The following is a 24,944-nucleotide window of genomic DNA, read 5'->3' on the forward strand; positions in this document are numbered from 1 at the left end:
AGTAATTTGAGAATGAGTATTAGTTGCCCTAGCAGCGAGTGCAGCATTATCTCGAAGGGCTGCACATGTCGCTGCGCGAAACTCCCTCCTCCTGGCAGCCAAGCCTCGGCCTGGTCGGCCTAGGCCTTCTGACCTCCTTTCCTGTTGGCGCCCAGACGCCCGCGCCCGACGCTCCCGTCAATCTTCCGGAGCTGAACGTCAGCGGCCCGGCACCGAACCGCTACGTCACGCCCCCGAACGCAACGGCGCCCCGCCTGCCGGTGAGCGTCCAGGACTCGCCGCAGTCCATCAGCGTGGTGCCCCGCACCCTGATCGACGAGCGCGGCGCCGTGTCGCTTCGCGAAGCGCTTCGTAACGTGACGGGCATCAGCCTCGCCGCCGGTGAGGGCGGCCTTTCGGGCGACAACCTCACCCTGCGCGGCTTCAGCGCCACCAACGATTTCTACATCGACGGCATCCGCGACAGCGCGCCCTACACCCGCGATCCCTTCAACGTGGAGTCGATCGAGGTTCTCAAGGGCCCGTCGGCCATCATGTTCGGTCGCGGCTCGACCGGCGGCGTGATCAACCAGACCTCGCGGCAGCCGCAGGCGCGCAATTTCGGCGAGTTCACCATGTCCGGCATGGCGCCCCTGGGCTTCCGCGCCACCGGCGACATCAACGTCAGCGTCGGCGGCGTGGCCATGCGCCTCAACGCCATGGCGATGCACCAGGACGTGGCGCGCCGCGACAATGTCTATAACGAGCGCTGGGGCGTCGCCCCCTCGATCACCTGGGGCCTCGGCGGCGACACGCAGTTGACCTTCAACTACCTGCACCAGACCGAGAACAACATTCCCGACTTCGGCATCCCGATCATCGCGGGCCGCGTCGCGAATGTGCCGCTGCACAACTTCTACGGCCTGCGCAATGTGGACCGGGAGCAGTATGTCACCGACGTGATGACGGCGCGCCTGCAGCACCGCTTCACCGAGGGCGTGACCTTCACCAACACCTCGCGCTTCGGCAATTACTACCGCAACATCGACTCCACCGCGCCGCGCATCATCGGCACGGTGACGGCCCTCACGCCGCTCGCGAACATCATGGTCAACCGCCAGGCGCAGCTCCGCGCCGGCACCAGCAATATCCTCGAGAACCAGTCCGAACTGCGCGTTCAGGCGGTGACGGGGCCGCTGCAGCACAATGTCGTCACCGGCCTCGAGGTCGGCCGTGAATCGGTGCAGCTCCGCCGCTGGACCTCGACGCGCCCGAACGCGTCGCTTCTCTTCCCGGACTACAATCAGGCGCCGGGCTTCGTGGAAGCCCGCACCCTGACCGCCGACACCAAGACCAACGCCAACCGCGTCGCCGTCTACGCGGTCGACCAGATCCGCATCGGGCGGTTCTTCGAAGTGCTGGGCGGCTTCCGCTACGAGAACTTCGACGCGACCTCGACCAACCGCTTCGCCGGCAATACCGAGCTCCGCAGCAACAACAACATGTGGAGCTGGCGCGCGGCCGGCGTGTTCAAGCCGGTCCAGGGCGTGCGCACCTACTTCGCGGCCGGCACCTCGTTCAATCCTTCGGCGGAGAGCATCGCGCTCACGGCCGCCACGACGAACCTCGCCCCGGAATCGAATATTTCCTACGAGGTCGGCGCAAGCTGGGAGGTCACGCCGAACTTCCAGGTCCGCGGTGCCCTCTTCCAGATCACCAAGGAAAACGCCCGCACCGTCGACCCGACGAATTCGACCGTGACCGTGCTGCAGGGTGAGCAGCGCGTCCGTGGCGGCGAGATCTCGGTGAGCGGCGCGCCGATCCCTAGCGTGCCGGGCTGGAACGTGATCGCCGGCTATACCTACCTGAACTCGGAGATCACCAAGTCGCGCAACCCGGCTGAGGTGGGCCGCGAGATGCTCAACACGCCGCGCCATACGGCGAGCTTCTGGACCACCTATGACCTGCCTTACGGCATCACGGTCGGCGGCGGCATCAGCTACGTCGACAGCCGCTACGGCAACACGACCAACACGGTGCGCGTGCCGGCCTATGCCCGCTACGACGCGACGGTCTCCTGGAACATCACCCAGGGCCTGACGGCGCGCCTGAACGGCCTCAACCTGACGGATCGCCGGTTCTACGAGGGCGTCTACCAGGGCAACATCACCCCGGGTGCGGGCCGCACCTTCATCGGCTCGCTCACCGCGAGGTTCTGAACGCGGCGCTGCTGACCATACTGTCGGCGCTCGAAGGGGAGGCGTTGCGCATGGCGCAACGCCTTTTCGCTTTTCCGCCCAGGAGAGACGGGCAATCCGCTGGCCACCCATCCGCGAAGGTCAGGGAAGAGCGCGCGAGCCCGGTCGGAGCGTGCTCGCCGCGTTGAAGCGCAGCCAAGCGTGCCTCGACAGGGATAGATCCCAGCCGGTCACGCGCCCGCCGTGGCGCCCCCATCGATCGGGATGACGGCGCCCGTGATGTAGCTTGAGGCGCTGGAAGCCAGCAGCAGCGCGAGCCCCTTGATTTCCGCAGGCTGCGCGAGCCGTCCGAGGGGCACGGTCGCCGCCGTCGCAGTGGCATTCGCCGCGTCGTGGAAGCGACCGCCGTTGATATTCGTCAGGAACGGTCCCGGGGCGAGGCCGTTCACCTGGATGCCGGCGGGCGCGAGCTCCAGCGCCAGCTCCTTGATCAGGTTCACCAGCGCAGTCTTGGACGCCGTGTAGGCGTAGCCGATGGCCGGGTTCGCCCGCAGCCCCGCGATGGAGGCGGTGACGACGATCTTGCCCGAGCCCTGGCGTCGCAAGGCAGGCAGGCTGGCCTGGAGCGTGTGCAGAACGCCGGTCAGATTGATATCCAGGGTGCTCTGCCACAGCTCGGCGCTGAGGTTCTCGAGTCTGCCCACTTCGGCGGCGCTGGGGCCATAGCCGCCCGTGACGCCGGCATTGGCGAAGAGGATATCCAGGCCGCCGAGGGCGGTGACGGCTTCGCCGATGGTGCGCGTCAGCTCCTCGCGGTCGCGTACATCGGCCTTATGGCCCTGCACCTGCAGTCCACGCGCCCGCAGGGCCTCGACCTGCGTGGCCAGGGCCTGGCCGTTGCTATCGATGATGGCGACGCGTGCCCCGTTCTCGGCCAGGCCTTCGGCGATGGCGAGGCCAATGCCGCTGGCCCCGCCCGTCACGATCGCCGTCTTGTCCTCGACGGAGAAGATGTCCCGGATGGTCATCGGGCGATGACCTGCCGACCAGGCTCTGCCGGGGCGATGAAGATGTGGAGCATGAGGGAATGTCCCGAACGAAGAGGGAAAGGATCAGTCACCGGCGGTGCCGATGGCCCGCCAGCGCGTCAGGCGCCGTTCGATCAGCAGGAAGATGGCGTTCAGCAGGTATCCGACAGCGGCCACCGTCAGCACGCCGGCGAAGAGGGCGCGGACATTCAGCACCTGCTGCGCTTCCAGGATGAAGTATCCGATGCCGCTATTGCCCGCGAGCATGCCCGTGATGACCGCCATGACCAGCGTCATCGCCAGGGCCTGGCGCATGCCGACCAGGATATAGGGCAGGGCCGCCGGCAGGCCGATCTCGACCTGGGTCTGCCACCAGCTCAGGCGGAAGGTCTCGGCCGTCAGGCGCATGGTGCGGGACAGGCTGCGCGCGCCGGCAAAGGAATTGAGGAGGATCGGGAAGCTCGCGACGATCACCACGATGACGATCCGCAGCGCGTCATCCACCCCGAGATACAGGATCAGCAGCGGCAGGATGGCCGAGATCGGGATCTGGCGCAGCAGTTCCACGAAAGGCTCGGCCATGGCCCAGATGATCCGCACGCGCCCCATCAGGAAGCCGACGGTGATGCCCGCGACGGCGGCGATGGCGTAGCCGATGGCCGCCACGCGCAGCGTCTCGAGCAGCGCCGGCGCCAGCTCGCCCTCCCGCATCTGGAGCACCCACTCCGCCCCGATGGCCGAGAGCGACGGCAGCTCCGGCATGAAGATGGCGGAAGCCGTGACCTGCCAGGCCACGAGCATCAGAGCGACCAGGGTCCAGCCGAAGGCGCGGCTGCGCAGGTAGTGGCGTGCCCAGGCGAAGTTCGGGCGGGGAGCGGAGGCCAGCCCCGGCAGGGGAAGGGTGCGTTCTGCGGTCATGCGGGGGCTCCTTCCTGCAGCACGCGGTGCAGGATCTCGCCGCGCAGGTTCAGGTAGGTTTCGTGCGCGCGGGTCTCGATCTGATCGCGCGGGCGGGAGACGGTGACCGGCGCGTCCTCCTCGATGCCCTTGCCGCCTGGCGCGAGCACGATCACGCGGTCGGAGAGGTAGAGCGCCTCGTCGATGTCATGGGTGACGAAGAGGATGGTGAGCCCGTGGCTGCGCCAGACATCCAGCAGCAGATCCTGCAGCTTGGCGCGGCTGAGCGCGTCGACGGCGGAAAAGGGCTCGTCCAGCAGCAGGATGCGCGGGCGGGAGGCCAGGGCGCGCGCGATGGCGACGCGCTGCTGCATGCCGCCCGAGAGCTCGGCGGGGTAGCGGCCGGAAATGCCGTGCAGCCCGACCTCGGCCAGTTTCTCCTCGATCACGGCGTCCCATTGCCGCGGATCGGCCTCGCGGCCTTCCAGCGCATAGGCGTGGCGCAGGCCGAAGCGGATGTTCTCGCGCACCGTTTTCCAGGGCAGCAGCGATTCCGCATAGTTCTGGAAGACGTAGCGCACGCTGTCGGGCGGTGCCGCCACCGGCGCGCCGTCGATCTCGACCGCGCCGGCGGTGGGCTGCTCCAGCCCCGCGACCAGGCGCAGCAGCGTCGATTTGCCGCAGCCCGATCGGCCGACGATCGAGATGAAGCTGCCTGGCTCGATCGAAAGGCTGACGGGCGAAAGGCCGGTCACCGTCTCGCCGGTGGCGGTGGTGTAGCGTTTGCCCACGCCACGGATACGCACCGCGCTCATGCCGTCAGTGCCGGGGCGCGCGCCGCATGCGGGCTGGGCGGCACGGCCAGGCCCAGATGTCCCCGCAGGGTCGAGGTGTCGTAGCTGCGGCGATAGATGCCGAGGCGCTGCAGTTCCGGCACCACGAGGTCGACGAAGGCATCGAGCGGCGTTCGCGCATAGGCGGGGAACAGCTTCACGCCATCGAAGGCGCGGGCCTCGAAATTCTCCGCGATCCAGCGCGCCACGCGAGGCCCGCTGCCGACGACGGGCGGCTGGTTCAGGTGTCCGCGGTTGGAAATGTAATGGAACAGGTCGTGGAGGGTGACGCTCTCGTCGCCGAAGGCCGCGAGCGCCGTGCCCAGCCACGGATGCTGCCGGAACGTCTCCTCCGTGAAGGCGTCGACGATGCGCTCGTCGCGGGGCACGCGGGACAGATCGAGGCCGAGCAGCGCGCCCACCTGCATCGGCGCATATTCGCCAACCACGAGGTCCTGCACTTCCTTGAACTTGCGCCGCGCTTCGGCGTCCGTGCCGGCGACATAGAAGGTGATGCCGGGAATGATGAACTGATCATCCGGGTCGCGGCCGTATTGCGGCAGCAGGCCTTTGATGCGGCGATAGTAGTCGCGATTCCATTCGGTGGAGACGAAGGGGCTGAAGCGGATATCCGCATGGCGCGCGCCGTAATGGAAGGACTTCTCCGACCCGCCCGCATGCACGATGGGGATGCGCCCCTGTGGTGGCCGCGGCAGGTTCAGCGCGCCGCCCACCGAGTAGAACTTGCCTTCGAATTCCAGCGGATGGCTGCGGCTGAGGTCGAACAGCGTGCCCTTCTCGCGGTCGTCCACGAAATACCCGTCCTCCCAGCTTTCGGAGAGGCCGTGGACGATGCCGATGAACTCCTCGGCGCGGCCGTAGCGGTCCTCGCGAACCGCGTGGCGGGCCTGGCCATAGTTGCGGGCGGGGCCGTCCACGCCGTCGGCGCCGGTGACGATGTTCAGCCCCGCTCGGCCCTGGCTCAGATGATCCAGCGAGACGAGGGCGCGCGCGCTGTCATAGGGGCCGGCATAGGTGGTGTTCACCGTCACCACGAGCCCGATGTGACGCGAGATCGCGGCGGCATAGGCGGCGAGGGTGAAGCCCTCGAGCTTGAACACGTCATTGTGCCAATTGCCGACGGCGGTGGGCGTGCTCGAGATGGCGTTGCCCATGAAGTAGTAGTCGAACAGCCCGCGCTCCGCCGTGCGTACGGTATCGGCGAGGTAGACAGGGTCCACGGTGCCGCCGTTGAAGGCTTCCGGAAGGCGCCAGGCGCTGGCGTGCCGGCCGGTGGGCCAGGCGGAATAGGCGAGCTTGACGGTTCGCTGACGGGTACTCATGGCTCAGCTCGTGGCGGTCGGGAAAAGGCGCTGCGCCACGTCGATGTCATTGGGGACGTTGGCGTAGCGGTTGCCCGTGTTGATCCACGCATTCAGCTGGGCCAGCTCCACGGGCCGGCTGAAACCGGCATAGGAGGCGGTGGTGGCGGCCTCCAGCACGCCCGGCGTCTGCTGGTCGAGCGCGATCAGGTCGATGCTCGTTTGTGCCTTGACGTGGGCAGCCTTCTGCTCGGGGCTCAGCGCGCCATACCAGTCGATGGTCTCGCGCAACGCCTTGCTGAAGCGCTCTGCCACCTCCTGGTTGCGGCCGAACCAGCCGCGCGTGGCCCACCAGCCGGCGATCGGGCTGCCATCGGCGAGGTTCAATGCGGAGGTGTCGGGGTTCAGCACCGCGCGGAAACCGTATTGCCGGATCCACTGGTAGGAATTCACGACGCTCGAGCTGAAGGCCACATCGGCCTGGCCGCTCTGCAGGATGGCACCGAAGGTCGTCTGATCCGGCACGATGGAGAAGCGGATGGAGCGCGGATCCACCCCATTGGCCGCCAGCACGGCGGAAGCGATGGCGCGGAACTGCGGCGGCGCGCCGAGGGCGATGCGCGCGCCCGTCAGGTCGCGTGCCTCGCGCCGGGGGCTGTCGCCGCGCACGAGGAAGAACTGGCGGTTGCCGGTGCCGTTATGCGGCGCCACCAGTCCGATATCGAAGCCGTTCTTGATGGCGGAGAGCCCGGCGAAGATATCGGCGAAGCCCAGCCCGGCGCTGCCATTCACGGCGGCAGTGATATTGTTGGGGCCGGTCGCCAGCTCGGTCAGCTTCAGATCGAGCCCCTGGCGGCGGAAGAAACCTTCCTGGATGCCGGCGCGAAAATCCTGCGGCATGACGGAGCCCGAGACGCAGGCGATACGCAGCTCGGTCAAGGCGGCTTCGGCGCGCGCGCCGGGCACCAGGGCGGGGAGGGCGAGCGAGGTCGGGAGTGCCAGGAAGCCACGACGGCGCCAGGAGCTTTGCGGGGGCGTATGAGGCATCGAACACCTTAATGCGTATGTTTGTAGTGAAATCAATAATCAACATAATTATGTGTTGTATATGAAAAACACAATACGAATGCGCATGTCTGCCCGGCGGCGGCGATGCCTTGCGAGACGTGGGGCATGCATGATCCGTTGATCGTTTGGGGGCGGGCGTGAGAGCGGTGATCCCACGCCGGTCGCTGACCTTCGGAACGAAAGCGACTAGACGGAGAAGGCACCCGGGAAATGACAGGCCGCCAGACGGCCTGGGGCGACCTCCGCGAGCGGTGGCCGGACTTCCGCGCAGACGGGCTGGGCCACGGGGCAGCGCGCCCGGAACGCGCATCCCTCGGGCAATGACAGCGTCGAGGGCGGTTCGCCGGCGAGCACCACGCGCTCGCGCCCCGGTTCGGGCACCGCCGAGGTCAGCGCCACCGTGTAGGGATGCAGCGGCCGCGCGAAGAGCTCCTGCGCCGGGCCTTCCTCGACGATGCGGCCGAGATACATCACCGCCACGCGGTCGCAGAAGGCGCGCACCACCGCGAGGTCATGCGCGATGAAGAGGTAGGACAGGCCGAGCCGCTCGCGCAGGTCCAGCATCAGGTTCAGCACCTGCGCCTGCACGTTCACGTCGAGCGCGGAGACCGGCTCGTCCGCCACCACCAGGTCCGGCTCCAGCGCCAGCGAGCGCGCGATGGAGACGCGTTGCCGCTGCCCGCCAGAGAATTCATGCGGGAAGCGCTGCGCCCATTCCGGTTTTAGGCCGACGGTGGCCATGAGCTCCAGCACGCGCCCGCGCGCCTCGGCCCGTGTCGCCGCGCGGCCATGGGCCAGCAGCGGCTCGGCCAGCGCGTCCCCCACCGTCATGCGCGGGTTGAGCGAGGCGTAGGGGTCCTGGAAGACCATGCCCATGCGCGGCCGCAATGGGCGCATCTCGGCGGCGGTGAAGTGGGTGATGTCCTGTCCGTCGAAGCGCAGCGTGCCGGAGGTCGGCGCATGCAGCCGCGTCACCAGCCGTGCTAGGGTGGATTTCCCGCAGCCGCTTTCGCCCACGATGCCCAGCGCCTCGCCCCGGCGCAGCCGCAGGTCGACGCCGTTCACGGCGTGCACGACGGGCCGCTTCCCGAAGAAGCCGAGGCGGCTCAGCGGAAAATGCTTCACGAGATCGTGCCCTTCGAGCAGCGGGCGCTCCTCGGGGGCTGGTGTGCGGAAGGCAGCCTCGGCGGCCACCGGCGGCGGGGGCAGGGGGGTGCCATCCATCGTCACCCAGCAGCGCGCGCGGCGGCCGGGTGCCACTTCCATCAGCGGCGGGTGATCGGTCTCGCAGCGCGCGAGCTTGAAGGGGCAGCGCGCCGCAAAGCGGCAGCCGGGCGGTGGATCCAACGCGCTGGGCGGCCCGCCTTCGATGGAGACCAGCCGCGTGCCGGCCGGGCTGTCCAGCCGGGGCACCGCGTTCACCAGCGCCCAGGCATAGGGGTGGCGCGGATCGGTCAGGACGGCCGCCGTCTCCGCTTCCTCGACGATCTCGCCCGCATACATCACGGCCACGCGGCGACAGACCGTGCCGATGACGCCGAGGTCGTGCGAGATGAGCACGATGGCCGTGCCGAACTCCTGGTTCAACCCGCGCATCAGGTCCAGGATCTGCGCCTGGATGGTCACGTCCAGCGCCGTCGTCGGCTCGTCGGCGATGAGCAGCGCCGGGTCGTTGGCGACGCCGATGGCCAGCATCACCCGCTGCCGCATGCCACCGGAGAACTGGTAGGGGAACGACGCCGCGGCGCGCTCCGGCGCCGCCACGCCCATGCGCCGCAGCAGGTCCACGGCGCGCAGCTTCGCCTTGGCCGGCGTCTGGCGGCCGTGGGAGACCATGTGCTCCGTGACCTGCCGCAGGATGCGGATCACCGGGTTGAGCCCGGTCATCGGGTCCTGGAAGACCATGGCGGCGCGGTCGCCGCGCCAGTCCCGCAGCTCCTCGCCCGACATCTCCAGCACGTCGCACCCCTGGAAGCGCACCGAACCGCCGATGATGCGCGCGGGCTCCTCCAGCAGGCGCATCAGGGACAGCGCCGTAACGCTTTTGCCCGAGCCGCTCTCCCCCACCAGGCCCAGGGTCTCGCCGGGGCCGATGGTGAAGGAAACGCCGTCCACCGCGCGCACGGCGCCCGCATCGGTCAGGAAGACCGTCTGGAGATTCTCGACCTCCAGGACCGGCAGTCCCGAACCCGTCACCGCCCGCGCGTCCGCGGGTCGAGCCAGTCGCGCAGCCCGTCGCCGAGAAAATTGAAGCCCACGACCACGGTCAGGATCGCCAGACCAGGGAAGGTCGCGACCCACCATTGCTCCACCAGCTCGCGCCCCTCGGCGACCATGGAGCCCCATTCCGCCGTCGGCGGCACCACGCCCAGGCCGAGGAAGGAGAGGCCGGCGAAGGTGAGGATGGCGTTGCCGAGGTCGAGCGTGATCAGCACGGCCAGTGGCCCCAGCGTGTTCGGCAGGATGTGCCGGCCGAGGATGCGCACGGGCTTGAGGCCGAGCACCGTCGCCGCCTCGACGTATTCCTGGCTGCGTTGGACGAGGGCCAGCGCGCGGGCGAGCCGCGCGAATTTCGGCCACCAGACGACGAGCATCGCCAGGATGGTGTTGGTGCTGCCGATGCCGAGCGCTGCGGCGATGGCGAGCGCCAGGATGATCGGCGGGAAGCACAGCACGAGGTCGGTGAAGCGCATCAGCGCTTCGTCGACGAAGCCGCGCGCCCAGGCCGCGATGATGCCCACGGTCACGCCGATCGCGGCCCCCAGCAGCACCACCGAAAATCCCGCCAGCAGTGACAGCCTCGCGCCGAAGATGAGCCGCGAGAGCACGTCGCGCCCCAGCACGTCGGTGCCCAGCCAATGATCGGCGGAGGGCGGCGTCAGGCGGTTCACGATGTCCTGCGCCTGGGGCGGATAGGGGGCGATGAGCGGCGCGAAGAGCGCGACGAGGATCCAGGCGAGCACGATCGCGCTCCCCACCCAGGCCGGCCCATAGCGGCGCAGGCGGCGGCGCCAGCGCGGCCTCGTCGCCGGCATGGCCACCATGCTCGTGCTCAACGCCGCACCCTCGGGTCGAGCAGGCCATAGGAGAGATCGACCAGCAGGTTCACCAGCAGATAGGTGGCCGAGACCACCAGCGTGATCCCCATGATGGCCGGGAAATCCAGCGCGGCGGCGGATCGGAAGGTGTAGCGACCGAGGCCGGGCCAGGAGAACACGGTTTCCGTCATCACCGCGCCCGCCAGCAGGTTGGCGTAGGCGAGGCCGCCCAGCGTCACCACCGGCACCAGCGCATTGGGCAGCGCATGGCGCAGCACGATGACCCGCGCCCGCAGCCCCTTGGCGCGGGCCACGCGGACGAAGTCCTGGCCCAGGGCGTCGAGCATCGCGGCACGCGTGGTGCGGGTGATCAGGCCGATGGTGGCGGCGGCCAGGACCACGGCCGGCAGGATGAGATGCGCCGCCGCGTCCCACCAGGCTTCCCAGTCGCCGGCCAGCGCGGCGTCGATCAGGAAGAGGCCGGTCGGCCCCTCTGGTGGGAAGGCGATGGGGTCCATGCGGCCCGGACCCGGCGCCCAGCCGAGCCAGCCGTAGAAGATCGCCAGCATGATGAAGGCGAGCCAGAAGGTGGGTGCCGAGACGCCCAGCAGCGAGATGGCCCGGGCCAGGGAATCCACCCAGCTATCGCGCCAGACGGCGGCGGCGATGCCCAGCGGGATGCCCACGCCGATCGCCAGCAGGAAGGCGATGGTCGCGAGCTCCACCGTCGCCGGCGCGTATTGCACGATGTCGTCCAGCACGGGCCGGCGCGTGGCGATGGAGATGCCGAGGTCACCATGTGCGAGGCCCTTCAGGAAGATGCCGTAGCGTTCCCAGAGCGGCAGATCGAGCCCCCATTTCGCGCGCCATTCCAGCACCGTCTGCGGGTTGGAGGCCTGGATGTCGCCAAGCTGCGCCAGCACCGGATCGCCCGGCACCAGCGCGGAGATGAGGAACACCACGAGGCTGGCGAGCAGCGCCATCGCGACGGCGGACAGCAATCGGGTCGCGATGTAGCGCGGCAACTGGACGTGGCCTCCCAATCAACTGCGATGCGGCAAGGGCCGGGCCCTAGGCCGGCGTGACGTGCGCCATCTCGAGCTGCCATCCGGCGGCGGTCAGCGGAAAGCCGCGAATGTTGTTGCGCACGGCGATCTGGTAGATCGGCTGGAAGAGAATGAAGTGGTGCGCCTCGTCCACCATCTTGCGCTGCCACTCGATCCAGAGGTTCGCGGCGGTGTCGAGGTTCTGTTCCTCCGAGGCGCGCTTCACGAGGGCGGTCATCTCCGGCGGCACCGTCCAGTGGACACGCCGCGCGACGCGTTCGACCACCGCGCTCGCCCAGAGGTCGTTGCAGACGGCGGGTGGGTTCCAGAAGGTCAGGACACCGCCGGCCTCGCGACCCTGGGTATAGACGGTGCGGATATTCACCTGGTCCATCGGGTTCAGCCGCACGCGGATGCCGACGCGGGCCAGATCCGACTGCAGCTTCTGGCCCAGCACCTGGTAGGAGATGCCGGCGACGGCCGCGTTGCCGTAAGCGATCTCCATCTCGAAGCCTTCGGGCACGCCGGCCTGCTGCAGCAGCTGGCGCGAGCGGTCGAGGTTCTGGCTGAAGCCGATCTCGCGCGCGATCTGCTCGGTGCTCCCGTTCACGCCGATCGGCAGGAAATGCGCGGGCCTTAGCGCCACCCCGCCGAGCAGGTTGTTGAGGATGCCTTCGTAATCGATGGCATGGCCGATGGCGTGCCGCGCCTCTTTCTTGGCCAGCACCGGATTGGCGGCCGGGTTCTGCGTGACGGCCATGTAGACGAAGTCGAGGCTCGGCAGCCGCTCCGTCCGTACATTGGGGTCGCCGCGCAGCGTCGCCATCTGCTCGGGGATCAGGTTGAAGGCCGCATGCACGTCGCCGCGCCTGACGGCCAGGAGTTGCGCCGCGCTGTCCGACAGGTGGCGGATGATCACCCGCTCGAAGGCCGGCGCGGTGCCCCAGTAGTTCGGATTGCGCTGGAGTTGGATCTGCGCGTTCCGTTCCCATCGCACGAGCCGATAGGGTCCCGTGCCTGCGGAGTTGCCGTTCAGCCATTCCGTCGCCCGGTCCGTGTCCTTGGCGCCGGGGCCAGCGGTGGCGCCCTGGCGGGTCAGCACCGCCTTCTCGGCGATGCCGCAGCCCGGATTGCAGAAGATCGGCAGGACCGGCGCATTGGGCGAATTGAGGATGAAGTCCACCGTCTGCGCGTCCACGACTTCCACGCGGTCGACGGCCTTGATGTACTGCTGCGTCTGTTCCTGCATGCCGAGGATGCGGTCGAAGGAGAACTTCACGTCCTCCGCCGTCATCGTCGCGCCGCTGGCGAAGCGCACATTGGGTCGCAGGGTGAACCGCCAGCCCTGCCCATCGGGGGTGCGCGTCCAGGAGGTGGCGAGCGAGGGCTTGGGGTTGATGAGGTCGTGTGCCTCGAGCGTCATCAGGCTGTCGTAGCAGGCGGCCAGCGTCATCGGCGGCGTGTACTGCGCCTGTCGCACCGGATCGAAGGTGATGGTGTCCGAGATGTCGAGGCCGATGACGAGCGTACTTCCCCTGGCCTGGGCGAGGGCCCGGCCGGCAGGCAGGAGGGGCAAGGCGGCGGCGCTGGCACCGAGAAGCCGCATAAGGCTTCGGCGCGAGAGTGTCGTGATCGACATGACGGATACCTCCCGGGCCGGCCCTGTGTCCGGGCCGTGCGGCGCGGATGCTAGGTCGTTCCGGGGGTGGCGGGGAAGGAGAAAATACGCGTCTTGGTTGGTCTCTGGCCGGCGCTGTCTAGGGCTTTACCGAAAGCTCACCAGGACTTTTGTTGCGTGGCCGTTCGCCAGGGGGCGGAGTTAAGCTAGTCACGTGGCACCATGATCTTGCTAAGCTAGATCCCGATTGGCAGCGATGGGCCTGTAATAAAGCTTTTCGAGCGCCCTTTCCCGTCACCTGTTTCTCAGTTTCGTTTCCGCCCAACCAAACCTTGGAAAGGTCGGCGATCTTGCCCATTGCTGCAGGCGCGACAGGTAGAGGAAGACGACTGGCGTCGTGTAGAGCGTGAAGGCCTGGCTGAAGGCCAACCCGCCCACCATCGCGTAGCCCAGCGGCTGGCGGATCTCCGACCTCGTGCCGGCCCCGAGCATGAGCGGCACCCCGCCGAGCAGGGCGGCCGCCGTTGTCATCAGGATCGGGCGGAAGCGCAGCAGGCAGCCCTCGCGCATCGCCTCCTCGGGCGATTTTCCTTCGTTGCGCTCGGCATGGATGGCGAAGTCCACGAGCATGATGCCGTTCTTCTTCACGATGCCGATGAGCAGGATCAAGCCGATCATCGCCACGATGCTGAAGTCGAAGCCGAAGACCCAGAGCGTCAGCAGCGCGCCGAAGCCGGCGGAGGGCAGCGTGGAGAGGATCGTCAGGGGATGGACGAAGCTCCCATAGAGCATGCCGAACACGATATAGACGACCGCAAGCGCGGCCAGCACCAGGGTCGAGACGCTGGTGAGCGAGGCCTGGAAGGCCTGCGCATTGCCCTGGAAGCTGGTCACGAGCCCGCCGGGCGTATTGAGGAGGTCCCGCACCGGCGGTGACCGCGTCGCCGAGCGCCACGCCCGGCGCCAGGTTGAAGCTGATCGTGGTCGACGGAAACATGCTCTGGTGATTGATGGCGAGCGGCCGCGTGGGCGCCGTACGCCAATGCGCGAAGGAAGATATCGGCACTTGCTGCCCCGGCCTCATCGTCCAGCTTCGTAAAATCGGCCGGTTCAGTGCCCAGCGACCAAGCTGCGTAAAGGAGCGGCTTGTGAATGCGTTGTGCTGCGTTTCAATACACCACCCTGCGCCACTCGACTGTTCATGGCGATGCGACAGGCGGAAGGATCGAGGGCGAGCAGGCGTCCGGCTCGTGTCACCTTCGCACCCGAACTTTGGGCGCGGCCGACCCTGATAACCGGCCCCAAGCCGTCGATCCGACCTGCTCGTCACCCGCTCAGTTCGCGACACTCACCTGGTCCAATTACCGGCCCACGGTCTTCGAGGCAGGCGCGCCGGGGTATTGCCCCCTGAAATCCGACTGAGGATGGCGGAGATGGCGACCTGGAGAGCCGCGGGTCCTTCCCAGGCATCTTCGCTACCGGGGTACTTCGGGCCCCGCAAGGGCGCGCTCGCTCATAACAAAAACAATGGCTTCTGTTGTTCTTGTTGCTTCTGCTCGCCGTCCCGAGAGAGGCGTCTTGAGAGTCCGCCGAGAGGCCGCGGTATGATCGGGTGGATTGGTCGATGCCGGAATAAATCCGCTGAAAGTAGCGGAAAACTTGGTGAGCCCGGTGGGTCTAGAAATGATAAGTAAAATCAAAAGCTTCCATTCCCTAACCCGGTCAAAAACCCTCATTGTAGATCAAGGGTTACCGGCCGAATTCCCTACCCGCTCCGGCGACAGAACGGCGTTGCCACCATCGCCTTCGGCCATGTGGATGGCATCCAGTGGAACGTTATTGGCCCGCTCGAACACCTGCACGAAGCTTGCGATAAGCATCGTTCTTCTGGCGCTCATCGGCGGCCACCACTTCGCTCGCGTAGGTGATGGAGGGATCGGTGTCGGAAATCGCCCTCTGGCCCCATTGGGCGATGGGCGCTGGGGCGGGCGCGCGTCCGAGAAGAAGTTATGACCATCGCGGATCATCAGATGCTTTTCGAGGTTCAGCGCTACACCGGCAACAAGTCAATTTCTGTTAGTCCAGTCGGCGATGGCGACCATCATCGGGGCTGAATTCCCTACCCAAATTCCCTACCCATCCCGACTTCTCTTAATTTATTTAATAAAAACAATGACTTGTAGTAGTCATTGGTGAGCCCGGTGGGACTCGAACCCACGACCCCATGATTAAAAGTCACGTGCTCTACCGGCTGAGCTACGGGCTCACGGAACATTGCCGCGCTGCGCCTGCTGAAAGGCTGATTCTCGTCCCAGGTCAAGCGACCTGGCAAGATCAGCCTTCAGCAGACGATACGCGGAAGGCGAATCAGCCGTCGGCGAGGACGCGCGCGCGGATCAGACGGTCCGGCGTGCGGACCATGCCGCTGCCACCGGCGCCACGGGCGATCTTGTCGACATGCTCCATGCCCTCGGTCACCTGGCCCCAGATCGTGTACTGGCCGTCCAGGCTGGGGGCGGGGGCGAACATGATGAAGAACTGGCTGTTCGCGCTGTTCGGGTCCTGCGTGCGGGCCATGCCGCAGGTGCCGCGCGCGAAGCGGGCCTTGCCGGGCGCGCTGAACTCGGCCGGGAGATTGGCCATCTCGGAGCCGCCGGTGCCGGTGCCCGTCGGGTCGCCGCCCTGGGCCATGAAGCCCTCGATCACGCGATGGAAGGGCGTACCGTCGTAGAAGCCCTGGCGGACCAGGGCCTTGATCTGCTCGACATGCAGCGGCGCGAGGTCGGGGCGCAGCTGAATGACGACGCGGCCTTCGTCCTTCAGTTCCAGGACGAGGGTGTTCTCGCCATCCGGGGCGCCCTTGGCTTCGGCTTCATTGGTCTCGGACATGGTCGCTCCTGAGGAAATTTCGGGTGAACAGGAAATCCGCGGCGGACGCGCTCCGAGGAGCGGCGCCCGGCCGGTTCAATAGTTGGGAATGCCGGAGGCTCCAAGCCAGCCTTCGCGGGGCGTAAACACGCCGCCGCGGGACGAGCTCAAATGTCGGCGAGGACCCGCATGCGGATCAGCCGGTCCGGATTGCGGACGGTGCCGCTGCCGCCGGCGCCCTTCGTGATGCGGTCCACGTGCTCCATGCCCTCGGTCACCTGGCCCCAGATCGTGTACTGGCCGTCCAGGCTGGGGGCGGGGGCGAACATGATGAAGAACTGGCTGTTCGCGCTGTTGGGGTCCTGGGCGCGGGCCATGCCGCAAGTGCCGCGCAGGAAGCGCGCGCGGCTGGTCGGGCTGAATTCGGCGCGCAGATCCGGAAAGCCGCGATCGCGGAAACCGCCGGTGCCGGTGCCGGTCGGATCGCCGCCCTGGGCCATGAAGCCCTCGATCACGCGATGGAAGGGCGTGCCGTCATACAGGCCACGGCGCGTCAGCGTCTTGATCCGCTCCACATGCTGGGGCGCGAGGTCCGGGCGCAGGCGGATGGTGACGCGGGCATTGTCCTTCAGCTCCATCACCAGCGTGTTCTCGCGGTCAGGAGCGCCCTGGGCCTGGGCCTCGGGCGAAAGGGCAGCGGCGCCACCGGCGGCGATGAGGGAAGTGGTCAGAAGGCTGCGGCGGTTCATGGTCGATCCTCCGTCGGAGAAATGGAACGTGGAGTGAAGGCGGGCCGGCGCGCTATTCGGCGGCGGTCTTGCGGGTCTTCGCGAGCGTGCGCTCCAGCGTGAGCGCCGGCACGAAGGTGGAGATATCGCCGCCGAGCTGCGCGATCTCCTTCACGAAGCGCGAGGAGATGAAATGGTTGCGCTCGCTGGCCATGAGGAAGACCGTCTCGACCTCCTGGTCGAGGCGGGCGTTCATGCCGGCCATCTGGAATTCATAGTCGAAATCCGTCACCGCGCGCAGGCCGCGGAAGATCATCTGCGCGCCGACCTCGCGGGCGAAGCCGATCAGCAATCCCGTGAAGGGGCGGACCTCGATCACGCAGCCCGTCCGGGCGGCGATCTTGTCGGTCTCGGCGCGCACGAGCTCCGCGCGCTCCTCGAGCGGAAACAGCGGTCCCTTGCCGATGTTCATGGCGACGCCGACCACCAGCCTGTCGACGAGGCGAGCCGCGCGGCTGATCACGTCGAGATGCCCGTTGGTCACGGGATCGAAGGTGCCCGGATAGAGGGCGACGCGCTCAACCATCTTGATCAACCACCTTGTCACCCTCCGGGGCGTCGTCGCCCTCGTCGACGATGGGGAAGCAGCTCATCACGCGCTCGGCTTCGTCCATCCGCTGCAGCATCACACCCTGCGACGTGCGGCCCGTCTGACGGACCTGGTCGGCCTCGAAGCGAATCGTCTGGCCGCCATCCGTCATCAGCATGATGTGGTCGCCCTGCGTCACCGTGAAGGTGGCGACCACCGCGGAGCCGGTGCGGCGGCTCAGCGTGATGTTGGCGATGCCCTGTCCGCCACGGCCGCTCACGCGATATTCGTAGGCGCTGGTGCGCTTGCCGAAGCCGCGGTCGGTGACGGTGAGCAGGAACTGCTCGGCCATCTCCATCTGCTCCGCGCGCTCGGGGCTGAGCTCGGCCTCGCCGGCCGGCGCCTCGTCCGCGTCGTCGGCGACGGAGACCTCGTCCTCCTCCTCGCCGGCCGCGCGGCGCTTCTGGGCGGCGAGCTTCAGATAGGCGCTGCGCTCCTCGACGCTCGCGTCGATATGCCCGAGCACGGCGAGCGACATCACGCTGTCGCCCTGGGCGAGCCGGATGCCGCGCACGCCGGTCGAATCACGCCCGGCGAAGACACGCAGCGTATCGGCATCGGCGACGAAGCGGATCGCGCGGCCGCCGCGGGTCGCGAGCATCACGTCGTCGCCCTCGCGGCAGGTGGCGACACCGATCAGCGCATCGCCCTCGTCCAGCTTCATCGCGATGAGGCCCGAGGAACGCACGTTGCGGAAGTCGCTCAGCCGGTTGCGGCGGACATTGCCCTGCAGCGTCGCGAAGACGAGGTGCAGGTGCTCCCAGAGCGTCTCGTCCTGCGGCAGCGGCAGCACCGCCGTGACCGATTCATTCTCGGCGAGCTGCAGCACCTGGCGCAGGGAGCGGCCCTTGCCGCCCGTGCCGCCCTCGGGGAGCTGCCAGACCTTCTCGCGGAAGACGATGCCGCGATTGGTGAAGAACAGCACCCATTGATGCGTGTGCGCGACGAAGCTGCGCACCACCACGTCGTCCGCGCGCGTGGAGGCCGCGCTGCGGCCGCGGCCGCCGCGATGCTGCGTGCGGAACACGTCCAGCGCGGTGCGCTTCACGTAGCCGTCGCGGGTCAGCGTCACGATCATCGAGGCCGGCGCGATCAGGCTCTCGTCGTCGATGTCGCCGTGGCTGTCCTCGATGCGGGTGAGGCGCGGGCTGGCCAGCGTGGCGCGGACGGCCAGAAGCTCGGCGGTCATCACCTCCATGCGGCGGGGACGGCTGCCCAGGATCTCCAGCAGCTCCGAGATGCGGCTGCCGACCTCCTTGAGCTCGGCGTCGATCTTCTCGCGTTCCAGACCGGTCAGGCGCTGCAGCCGCAGCTCCAGGATGCCGCGCGCCTGGGCTTCGGTGAGCCGCATCGTGCCTTCGTCGGAAAGCTCGTTACCCTCGTCCTGCACCAGCGCCACCAGGGGCGCTACATCGGCCGCCGGCCAGTCGCGCGCCATCAGCGCCACGCGGGCGGCGGCGGCGTCCGGGCTTTCACGGATGAGGCGGATCACCTCGTCGATATTCGCCACCGCGATGGCGAGGCCGACGAGGTTGTGCGCCCGCTCACGCGCCTTGGAGAGGCGATGGCGCGAGCGGCGCAGGATCACGTCCTCGCGGAAGGCGATGAAGGCCTGCAGCGCGTCCTTCAGCCCCATCTGCTGCGGCCGGCCGCCGTTCAGCGCGAGGAAGTTCACCGGGAAGCTGATCTGCAGCGAGGTCATCCGGTAGAGCTGATTCAGCACCACCTCTCCCACCGCGTCGCGCTTCAGCTCCATGACGATGCGCAGGCCGGAGCGGTCGCTCTCGTCACGCAGGTCGCTGATGCCCTCGATCTGCTTGGAGCGGACGAGCTCCGCGATGCGCTCGATGAGAACGGACTTGTTGACCTGGTAGGGGATCTCGCTGACCACGATGGCCTGGCGACCGCCCTTGATGTCCTCGATCAGGCAATCGGCGCGCAGCGGGATGGAGCCGCGGCCCGTCTCGAAGGCGGAGCGGATGCCAGCGCGGCCCAGGATGATGCCGCCCGTGGGGAAGTCCGGCCCCGGGATGATCTCCATGAGCTCGGAGAGCGAGGTGTCGGGCTCGGCCACCAGCTTCAGCGCGGCGTCGATCACCTCGGTCGGGTTGTGCGGCGGGATATTGGTCGCCATGCCGACGGCGATGCCGCCGGCGCCGTTCACCAGCAGGTTCGGGAAGGCCGCCGGCAGGACGCGGGGCTCGTTCGCGCTCTCGTCGTAGTTGGGCGAGAAATCGACCGTGTCCTCGTCGATGCCTTCGAGTAGCGCGGCAGCGGATTTGGCGAGGCGGACCTCGGTGTAGCGCATGGCCGCCGGCGGATCGCCGTCCATGGAGCCGAAATTGCCCTGGCCGTCGACGAGCGGCACGCGCATCGAGAAGGGCTGCGCCATGCGGACCATGGCGTCGTAAATCGCGCTGTCGCCATGCGGGTGATACTTACCCATCACGTCGCCGACGACGCGGGCCGATTTGCGGTGGGGCTTGTCGGCCGTGTAGCCGGCCTCGTGCATGGCGAAGAGGATACGCCTGTGCACGGGCTTGAGGCCGTCGCGCACGTCGGGCAGGGCCCGGCTGACGATGACGCTCATCGCATAATCGAGGTAGGAGCGACGCATCTCCTCTTCGAGGGCGACGGGCGCGACGTCCTGGGGCTTGGTATCGTCTTCGGCCAAGGGAAAGTCCTGGTTGGTGGAACCCGGGAGCTTTGCCCCCGCGCCCCGGCAGGAAACGAGTTTCCTGCGTCTTCATCAGTTTAAGAATCCAGGGATCAAAATCCCCGGCATGGGACGTGCGAGGGGGCCGAAGCCCCGCTCACGGGCTCAGAACGGAATATCGTCATCCATATCCGTTTTCTTCCCCGAATCCCATCCGCCGGAGCGGGGGGCGCCACCGCGGGCGGGGGCCGAGCTGCGCTCGCCATAGCCGCCGCTGCTCCGGCCGCCACCACCGCCACCGCCGCCGCCGTACTCACGCTCCTCGCCGGCATCTCCGCCGCCGCCGGAAGCCCGGCCGCCGATGAGCGCCAGCTCGCCACGGAACTGCCGCAGCACAATCTCGGTGGTGTACTTGTCCGCGCCGGACTGGTCCTGCCACTTCCGGGTCTCGAGCTGGCCTTCGATGTAGACCTCGCTGCCCTTCTTCAGGAACCGCTCGGCGATCTCGCCCAGCTTTTCGTTGAAGATGGCCACCGCGTGCCACTCGGTCCGCTCCTGCTGGTTGCCCTCGCGGTCCTTGTAGCGCTCGCTGGTGGCCAGGCGCAGGTTCACGACCTTCCCGCCATTCTGGAAGTTCCGCACCTCCGGGTCCTTGCCGAGGCGCCCGAGGATGATCACCTTATTCACACCGGCCATCCGCCGCGCCTCCTATAAATCGGCCTGGAAACTACCTTTTCCGCGGCCCTGGGGCCAGCCCCGCGAAATTCCGGGGTCTCTGGCCGTTTTCATGCTTTGCGCCGCAGCATATATGGTGCAGACAGCGTGAACACAATACGAACATTCATCCCGTTCGGAGCCCGATTCCCATGCCGCGTGACGCCGCCGATCCCGTCTTGAAGGGGGAGCTCATCCGCATCCGGGGCGCGCGCCAGCACAACCTCAAATCGCTGGACCTGGATCTGCCGCGGGGCAAGCTGGTGGTGCTGACGGGGCTTTCGGGCTCGGGCAAGTCGTCGCTCGCCTTCGATACCATCTATGCCGAGGGCCAGCGCCGCTACGTCGAGAGCCTCAGCGCCTATGCGCGCCAGTTCCTGCAGCTCATGCAGAAGCCGGACGTGGACAGCATCGAGGGCCTCTCGCCCGCGATCTCGATCGAGCAGAAGACGACCTCGCACAATCCGCGCTCCACGGTCGGCACGGTCACCGAGATCCACGACTACATGCGCCTGCTCTGGGCGCGCGTCGGCGTGCCCTATTCGCCGGCGACCGGCCTGCCCATCGAGGCGCAGACGGTCAGCCAGATGGTGGATCGCGTGATGGCCATGCCGGAGGGCACGCGGCTGCTCATCCTGGCGCCCGTCATCCGCGGCAAGAAGGGCGAGTACCGCAAGGAGCTCGCGGAGTTTCAGCGCCGCGGCTTCGAGCGCGTGAAGATCAACGGCACGCTGATGCAGATCGGCGACGCGCCCAAGCTCGACAAGAAGCTGAAGCACGACATCGAGGTGGTGGTGGACCGCGTCGTCGTGCGCGAGGGGCTGGAGCAGCGCCTGGCCGACAGCTTCGAGACCGCGCTCGCCCTGGCCGACGGCATCGCCTATGCCGAGAATGCCGATGGCGAAGAGCGCACGGTGTTCAGCCAGAAATTCGCCTGCCCGGTCTCGGGCTTCTCGATCGAGGAGATCGAGCCGCGGCTCTTCTCCTTCAACTCGCCCCAGGGAGCCTGCCCGACCTGCGACGGGCTCGGCACCGAGAGCTTCTTCGACCCCGCGCTGGTGATCCCCAATCCCGAGCAGAGCCTGAAGAACGGCGCGGTCGTCCCCTGGGCCGGCAATGCCAGCACGCCCTATTACGACCAGACCCTGGCCTCGCTGGCCGCGCATCTGAAGATCAGCCTGACCAAGCCCTGGGAGGAGCTTCCGGAGGAGGCGCGGAACGCCATCCTCTTCGGCACCGGCAAGGAGCCGGTGACGCTGAAGTACAAGGACGGCCTTCGCGCCTATGAGGTGCAGAAGCCCTTCGACGGCGTGATCGCCAATCTCGAGCGACGCTTCCGCGAGAGCGACAACCCCTGGGTGCGCGAGGACATGGCGCGCTACCGGGCGGACAAGCCGTGCCATGTCTGCACCGGCTTCCGGCTCAAGCCGCAGTCGCTCGCGGTGAAGATCGCGGGAACGCATATCGGCGAGGCCTCGGCCCTTTCCATCCGCCGGGCACGCGACTGGTTCTCCGGCGTCATGCCCACGCTCACGCCGCAGCGGCAGGAGATCGCGCGCCGCATCCTGCGCGAGATCGAGGACCGGCTGCAGTTCCTGGTGGATGTGGGCCTCGACTATCTTTCGCTCTCGCGCTCCTCGGCGACGCTGTCGGGCGGCGAGAGCCAGCGCATCCGCCTTGCGAGCCAGATCGGCAGCGGGCTGACGGGCGTGCTCTACGTGCTGGACGAGCCCTCCATCGGCCTGCACCAGCGCGACAACGAGCGCCTGCTGGGCACGCTGCGGCGCCTGCGCGACCTCGGCAATTCGGTGATCGTCGTCGAGCATGACGAGGACGCGATCCGCAGCGCGGACTGGCTGGTCGATATCGGCCCCGGTGCGGGCAAGGCCGGCGGCACGGTCGTCTCCCAGGGCACGCCCGAGGCGGTGGCGGCCGATCCCGAGAGCCTCACCGGCGCCTATCTGTCCGGCCGCCGCGAGATCCCCATGCCGGCCGTGCGCCGGCCCTTCGACCGCAAGCGCATGCTCCGCGTCGTCGGCGCCACGGGCAACAACCTCAAGGACGTGACGGCGGAGTTCCCGCTAGGGACCTTCACGGCGGTCGCCGGCGTCTCGGGCGGCGGCAAGTCGACTTTGGTGATCGAGACGTTGTTCAACGGCCTCTCGCGCAAGCTGATGGGCGCTTCCGTCGTCCCCGCGCCGCACCAGCGGATCGAAGGGCTGGAGCTGATCGACAAGGTCATCGACATCGACCAGTCGCCGATCGGCCGCACGCCGCGCTCCAACCCTGCCACCTATACCGGTCTCTTCGCGCCGATCCGCGACTGGTTCGCCGAGCTGCCGGACAGCCGCTCGCGCGGCTACAAGCCCGGCCGCTTCAGCTTCAACGTGAAGGGCGGCCGCTGCGAGGCCTGCCAGGGCGACGGTCTCATCAAGATCGAGATGCACTTCCTGCCCGACGTCTACGTCACCTGCGATACCTGCAAGGGCAAGCGCTACAACCGCGAGACGCTGGAGGTGAAGTTCCGCGGCAAGTCGATCGCCGACGTGCTGGACATGACGGTGACCGAGGGGCGCGAGTTCTTCTCCGCCGTGCCCTCCATCCACGAGAAGCTGCGCATGCTGGAGGAGGTGGGCCTCGGCTACATCCATCTCGGCCAGCAGGCGACGACGCTTTCGGGCGGCGAGGCGCAGCGCATCAAGCTGGCGAAGGAGCTGTCGCGCCGCGCCACGGGGCGCACGCTCTACATTCTCGACGAGCCCACCACCGGCCTGCATTTCGAGGATGTGCGCAAGCTGCTCGAGGTGCTGCACACGCTGGTGGAGCAGGGGAACACCGTGCTGGTGATCGAGCACAACCTGGAGGTCATCAAGACGGCCGACTGGGTGCTGGATCTGGGCCCGGAAGGCGGCGAGGGCGGCGGGCGCGTGGTCGCCTTCGGCACGCCGGAGGAGATCGTGGAGATCCCCGCCAGCCATACCGGACGCTTCCTCAAGCCGATCCTGGACCGGCACCCCAAGCCCGGCGTGGCGAAGGCGAAGCGGCGGAAATAGGCACCGCTCACCCGAGGCGGGCGAAGAGGGCGGCGCGCCAGTACCAGGTGATCAACGCCGTCGCCGCCAGGCCGAAGAGGGCATAGGCCGTCGCGGTATGGGCGAAGCCGACGCGCTCGATGGCGAAGCCCGCGATCAGAAGGCCGAGCGGCATGCCGTAGATGGCCAGCATCCGTAGTCCCATGACGCGGCCGCGGAAGGCGGCTTCGGTCGAGCGCAGCAGCAGCAGCGCCATCGGGATCATGCAGAAGCTCTGCATGAAGCCCGACAGGAAAAGCATCGCCATGCCGAGGGCCGGCGTACCGGCCTGCGCGAAGAACATCAGCAGGGCGAACCAGGTGCCCGCCGCCGCCAGCATGAGGGGCGCCGGTCGCTCGCTCACGCCGCGCCAGCTCAGGATCATCGAGCCCGCGAGCGCCCCGGCCGCGAAGGAAGCGACGAGAAAGCCGAGGCCGGTGCGGTCCAGCCCGTAGACCTCGCGCGCCACATGCGGCAGCAGCCCACCCGAGAGCGGATAGGCCGCGAAATTGGCGAGCCAGGCCAGCCACAGCGCGGCCAGTAGCACCGGGGTGGTGCGCGCGAGGGCGATGCCCTCCGCCAGCTCCCGCCAGGTGGAGGCCAGCGTGGCCGGCGCCGCCCGCGGCCCGTCGCGCGTCGGCTCCCGCACGGCCAGCGTCAGCAGGGTGGCGATGAGGTAGAGGCCGACGACCACGCCATAGGCGGGCCCGATGCCCAGGGCCGCGATGATGCCCGCACCGGCCAGCGCCCCCGTCACTCGGGCGGCGTCCATGCTGGCGCGGCTGATGCCGATGGCACCGCCCAGCATTTTCGGCGGCAGGATCGCGGCCACCAGCGAGTTGCGCACGCCGATATCCGAGGGTTTGACCAGCCCGATCAGGCCGGCGGCCACGAGCACCGCCAGCGGGCTCAGCGCGCCCAGGACCGCAAGGCCCGCCACACAGCCCGCGATGGCCAGGTAGAAGAGCCGCATCGCGGCCAGCAGGTTCCGGTGCCCGATCCGGTCGCCCGCGACGCCCAGCAGCGGGGCGAGCAGCGTGCCGGTGAATTGAAGGGAGGCGAAGACGGTCAGCCAGATGACCGATTCCGTGGTGACCAGCACGTACCAGCCGAGGATCAGCGTCTCCATCTCGAAGGCGAGCGAGGTCGCGAAATCGGCGGGCCACTGGAAGCGGAAGTCGCGCTGCGTGAAGGGCGAACGACGTCTCTCTTCGGCACCGCTCATGAGCGG

Annotated in this window: 19 protein-coding genes and 1 tRNA gene; 2 read left to right on the plus strand and 18 right to left on the minus strand. The window is 67.9% G+C overall.

All coding sequences use genetic code 11. The features are described 5' to 3' along the window. Positions 1-38 precede the first annotated feature (38 nt). The gene (locus KHU32_RS08775; RefSeq protein ID WP_213669741.1) at positions 39-2,198 is read left to right on the plus strand and encodes a TonB-dependent receptor; all 2,160 of its coding nucleotides are present in this window, start codon (positions 39-41) and stop codon (positions 2,196-2,198) included. A gap of 209 nt (positions 2,199-2,407) precedes the next feature. Here the strand turns inward: KHU32_RS08775 and KHU32_RS08780 are convergent, their stop codons facing one another. From KHU32_RS08780 to ssb, 17 genes are all read right to left on the minus strand, one after another. Further along, the gene (locus KHU32_RS08780) at positions 2,408-3,205 is read right to left on the minus strand and encodes an SDR family NAD(P)-dependent oxidoreductase (RefSeq protein WP_213669742.1); all 798 of its coding nucleotides are present in this window, start codon (positions 3,203-3,205) and stop codon (positions 2,408-2,410) included. An 84-nt stretch (positions 3,206-3,289) separates the two neighbouring features. Continuing rightward, on the minus strand, positions 3,290-4,123 hold the full coding sequence (locus KHU32_RS08785) for an ABC transporter permease (RefSeq protein ID WP_213669743.1): 834 nt from the start codon (positions 4,121-4,123) through the stop codon (positions 3,290-3,292). Beyond that, entirely contained in the window at positions 4,120-4,917 is a 798-nt protein-coding gene (locus KHU32_RS08790) for an ABC transporter ATP-binding protein (protein WP_213669744.1), read from the minus strand. The genes KHU32_RS08785 and KHU32_RS08790 overlap by 4 nt, the downstream gene beginning before the upstream one ends. After that, positions 4,914-6,278 carry an NtaA/DmoA family FMN-dependent monooxygenase gene (locus KHU32_RS08795; protein WP_213669745.1) on the minus strand — a complete coding sequence of 455 codons (1,365 nt, stop codon included), beginning with the start codon at positions 6,276-6,278 and terminating at the stop codon, positions 4,914-4,916. Before KHU32_RS08795 ends, KHU32_RS08790 begins: the two co-directional genes overlap by 4 nt. 3 nt (positions 6,279-6,281) lie before the next feature. Next, entirely contained in the window at positions 6,282-7,304 is a 1,023-nt protein-coding gene (locus KHU32_RS08800; RefSeq protein WP_213669746.1) for an ABC transporter substrate-binding protein, read from the minus strand. Positions 7,305-7,511: 207 nt separating this feature from the next. Next, positions 7,512-9,521 carry an ABC transporter ATP-binding protein gene (locus KHU32_RS23295; protein WP_314073431.1) on the minus strand — a complete coding sequence of 670 codons (2,010 nt, stop codon included), beginning with the start codon at positions 9,519-9,521 and terminating at the stop codon, positions 7,512-7,514. After that, positions 9,518-10,381 (minus strand): ABC transporter permease, encoded by an 864-nt coding sequence (locus KHU32_RS08815; protein WP_249680904.1) that lies wholly within the window; start codon positions 10,379-10,381, stop codon positions 9,518-9,520. Before KHU32_RS08815 ends, KHU32_RS23295 begins: the two co-directional genes overlap by 4 nt. Next, positions 10,378-11,388 (minus strand): ABC transporter permease, encoded by a 1,011-nt coding sequence (locus KHU32_RS08820; protein WP_213669747.1) that lies wholly within the window; start codon positions 11,386-11,388, stop codon positions 10,378-10,380. Before KHU32_RS08820 ends, KHU32_RS08815 begins: the two co-directional genes overlap by 4 nt. Before the next feature lie 46 nt (positions 11,389-11,434). Then, the gene (locus KHU32_RS08825) at positions 11,435-13,048 is read right to left on the minus strand and encodes an ABC transporter substrate-binding protein (RefSeq protein ID WP_213669748.1); all 1,614 of its coding nucleotides are present in this window, start codon (positions 13,046-13,048) and stop codon (positions 11,435-11,437) included. A gap of 273 nt (positions 13,049-13,321) precedes the next feature. Further along, positions 13,322-13,954 (minus strand): efflux RND transporter permease subunit, encoded by a 633-nt coding sequence (locus KHU32_RS08830; RefSeq protein ID WP_408887838.1) that lies wholly within the window; start codon positions 13,952-13,954, stop codon positions 13,322-13,324. 815 nt (positions 13,955-14,769) lie between these two features. After that, on the minus strand, positions 14,770-14,907 hold the full coding sequence (locus KHU32_RS08835; protein WP_213669749.1) for a hypothetical protein: 138 nt from the start codon (positions 14,905-14,907) through the stop codon (positions 14,770-14,772). Between the two features lie 310 nt (positions 14,908-15,217). Further along, positions 15,218-15,293: transfer RNA gene (locus KHU32_RS08840), tRNA-Lys, on the minus strand. Between the two features lie 101 nt (positions 15,294-15,394). Further along, complete coding sequence (locus KHU32_RS08845) at positions 15,395-15,916, minus strand: peptidylprolyl isomerase (RefSeq protein ID WP_213669750.1); 522 nt, start codon at positions 15,914-15,916, stop codon at positions 15,395-15,397. Positions 15,917-16,062: 146 nt separating this feature from the next. After that, positions 16,063-16,533 (minus strand): peptidylprolyl isomerase, encoded by a 471-nt coding sequence (locus KHU32_RS08850; protein ID WP_456315945.1) that lies wholly within the window; start codon positions 16,531-16,533, stop codon positions 16,063-16,065. 163 nt (positions 16,534-16,696) lie between these two features. Beyond that, positions 16,697-17,209: a pantetheine-phosphate adenylyltransferase gene (gene coaD / locus KHU32_RS08855; protein WP_213670845.1), complete on the minus strand. Its 513-nt coding sequence runs from the start codon at positions 17,207-17,209 to the stop codon at positions 16,697-16,699. Continuing rightward, entirely contained in the window at positions 17,202-19,889 is a 2,688-nt protein-coding gene (gene gyrA, locus KHU32_RS08860; RefSeq protein ID WP_213670846.1) for a DNA gyrase subunit A, read from the minus strand. Before gyrA ends, coaD begins: the two co-directional genes overlap by 8 nt. A gap of 204 nt (positions 19,890-20,093) precedes the next feature. Continuing rightward, positions 20,094-20,624 (minus strand): single-stranded DNA-binding protein, encoded by a 531-nt coding sequence (gene ssb / locus KHU32_RS08865; RefSeq protein WP_213669752.1) that lies wholly within the window; start codon positions 20,622-20,624, stop codon positions 20,094-20,096. A 170-nt stretch (positions 20,625-20,794) separates the two neighbouring features. On the opposite strand from ssb, the gene uvrA reads away from it, so the two are divergent. Further along, a complete protein-coding gene (gene uvrA / locus KHU32_RS08870; RefSeq protein WP_213669753.1) occupies positions 20,795-23,695 on the plus strand; it encodes an excinuclease ABC subunit UvrA in 2,901 nt (966 codons plus the stop codon). Positions 23,696-23,702: 7 nt separating this feature from the next. Here the strand turns inward: uvrA and KHU32_RS08875 are convergent, their stop codons facing one another. Continuing rightward, a complete protein-coding gene (locus tag KHU32_RS08875; RefSeq protein ID WP_213669754.1) occupies positions 23,703-24,938 on the minus strand; it encodes an MFS transporter in 1,236 nt (411 codons plus the stop codon). Positions 24,939-24,944 lie beyond the last annotated feature (6 nt).

It is taken from the genome of Roseococcus pinisoli (assembly GCF_018413645.1).
Lineage (GTDB): Bacteria > Pseudomonadota > Alphaproteobacteria > Acetobacterales > Acetobacteraceae > Roseococcus > Roseococcus pinisoli.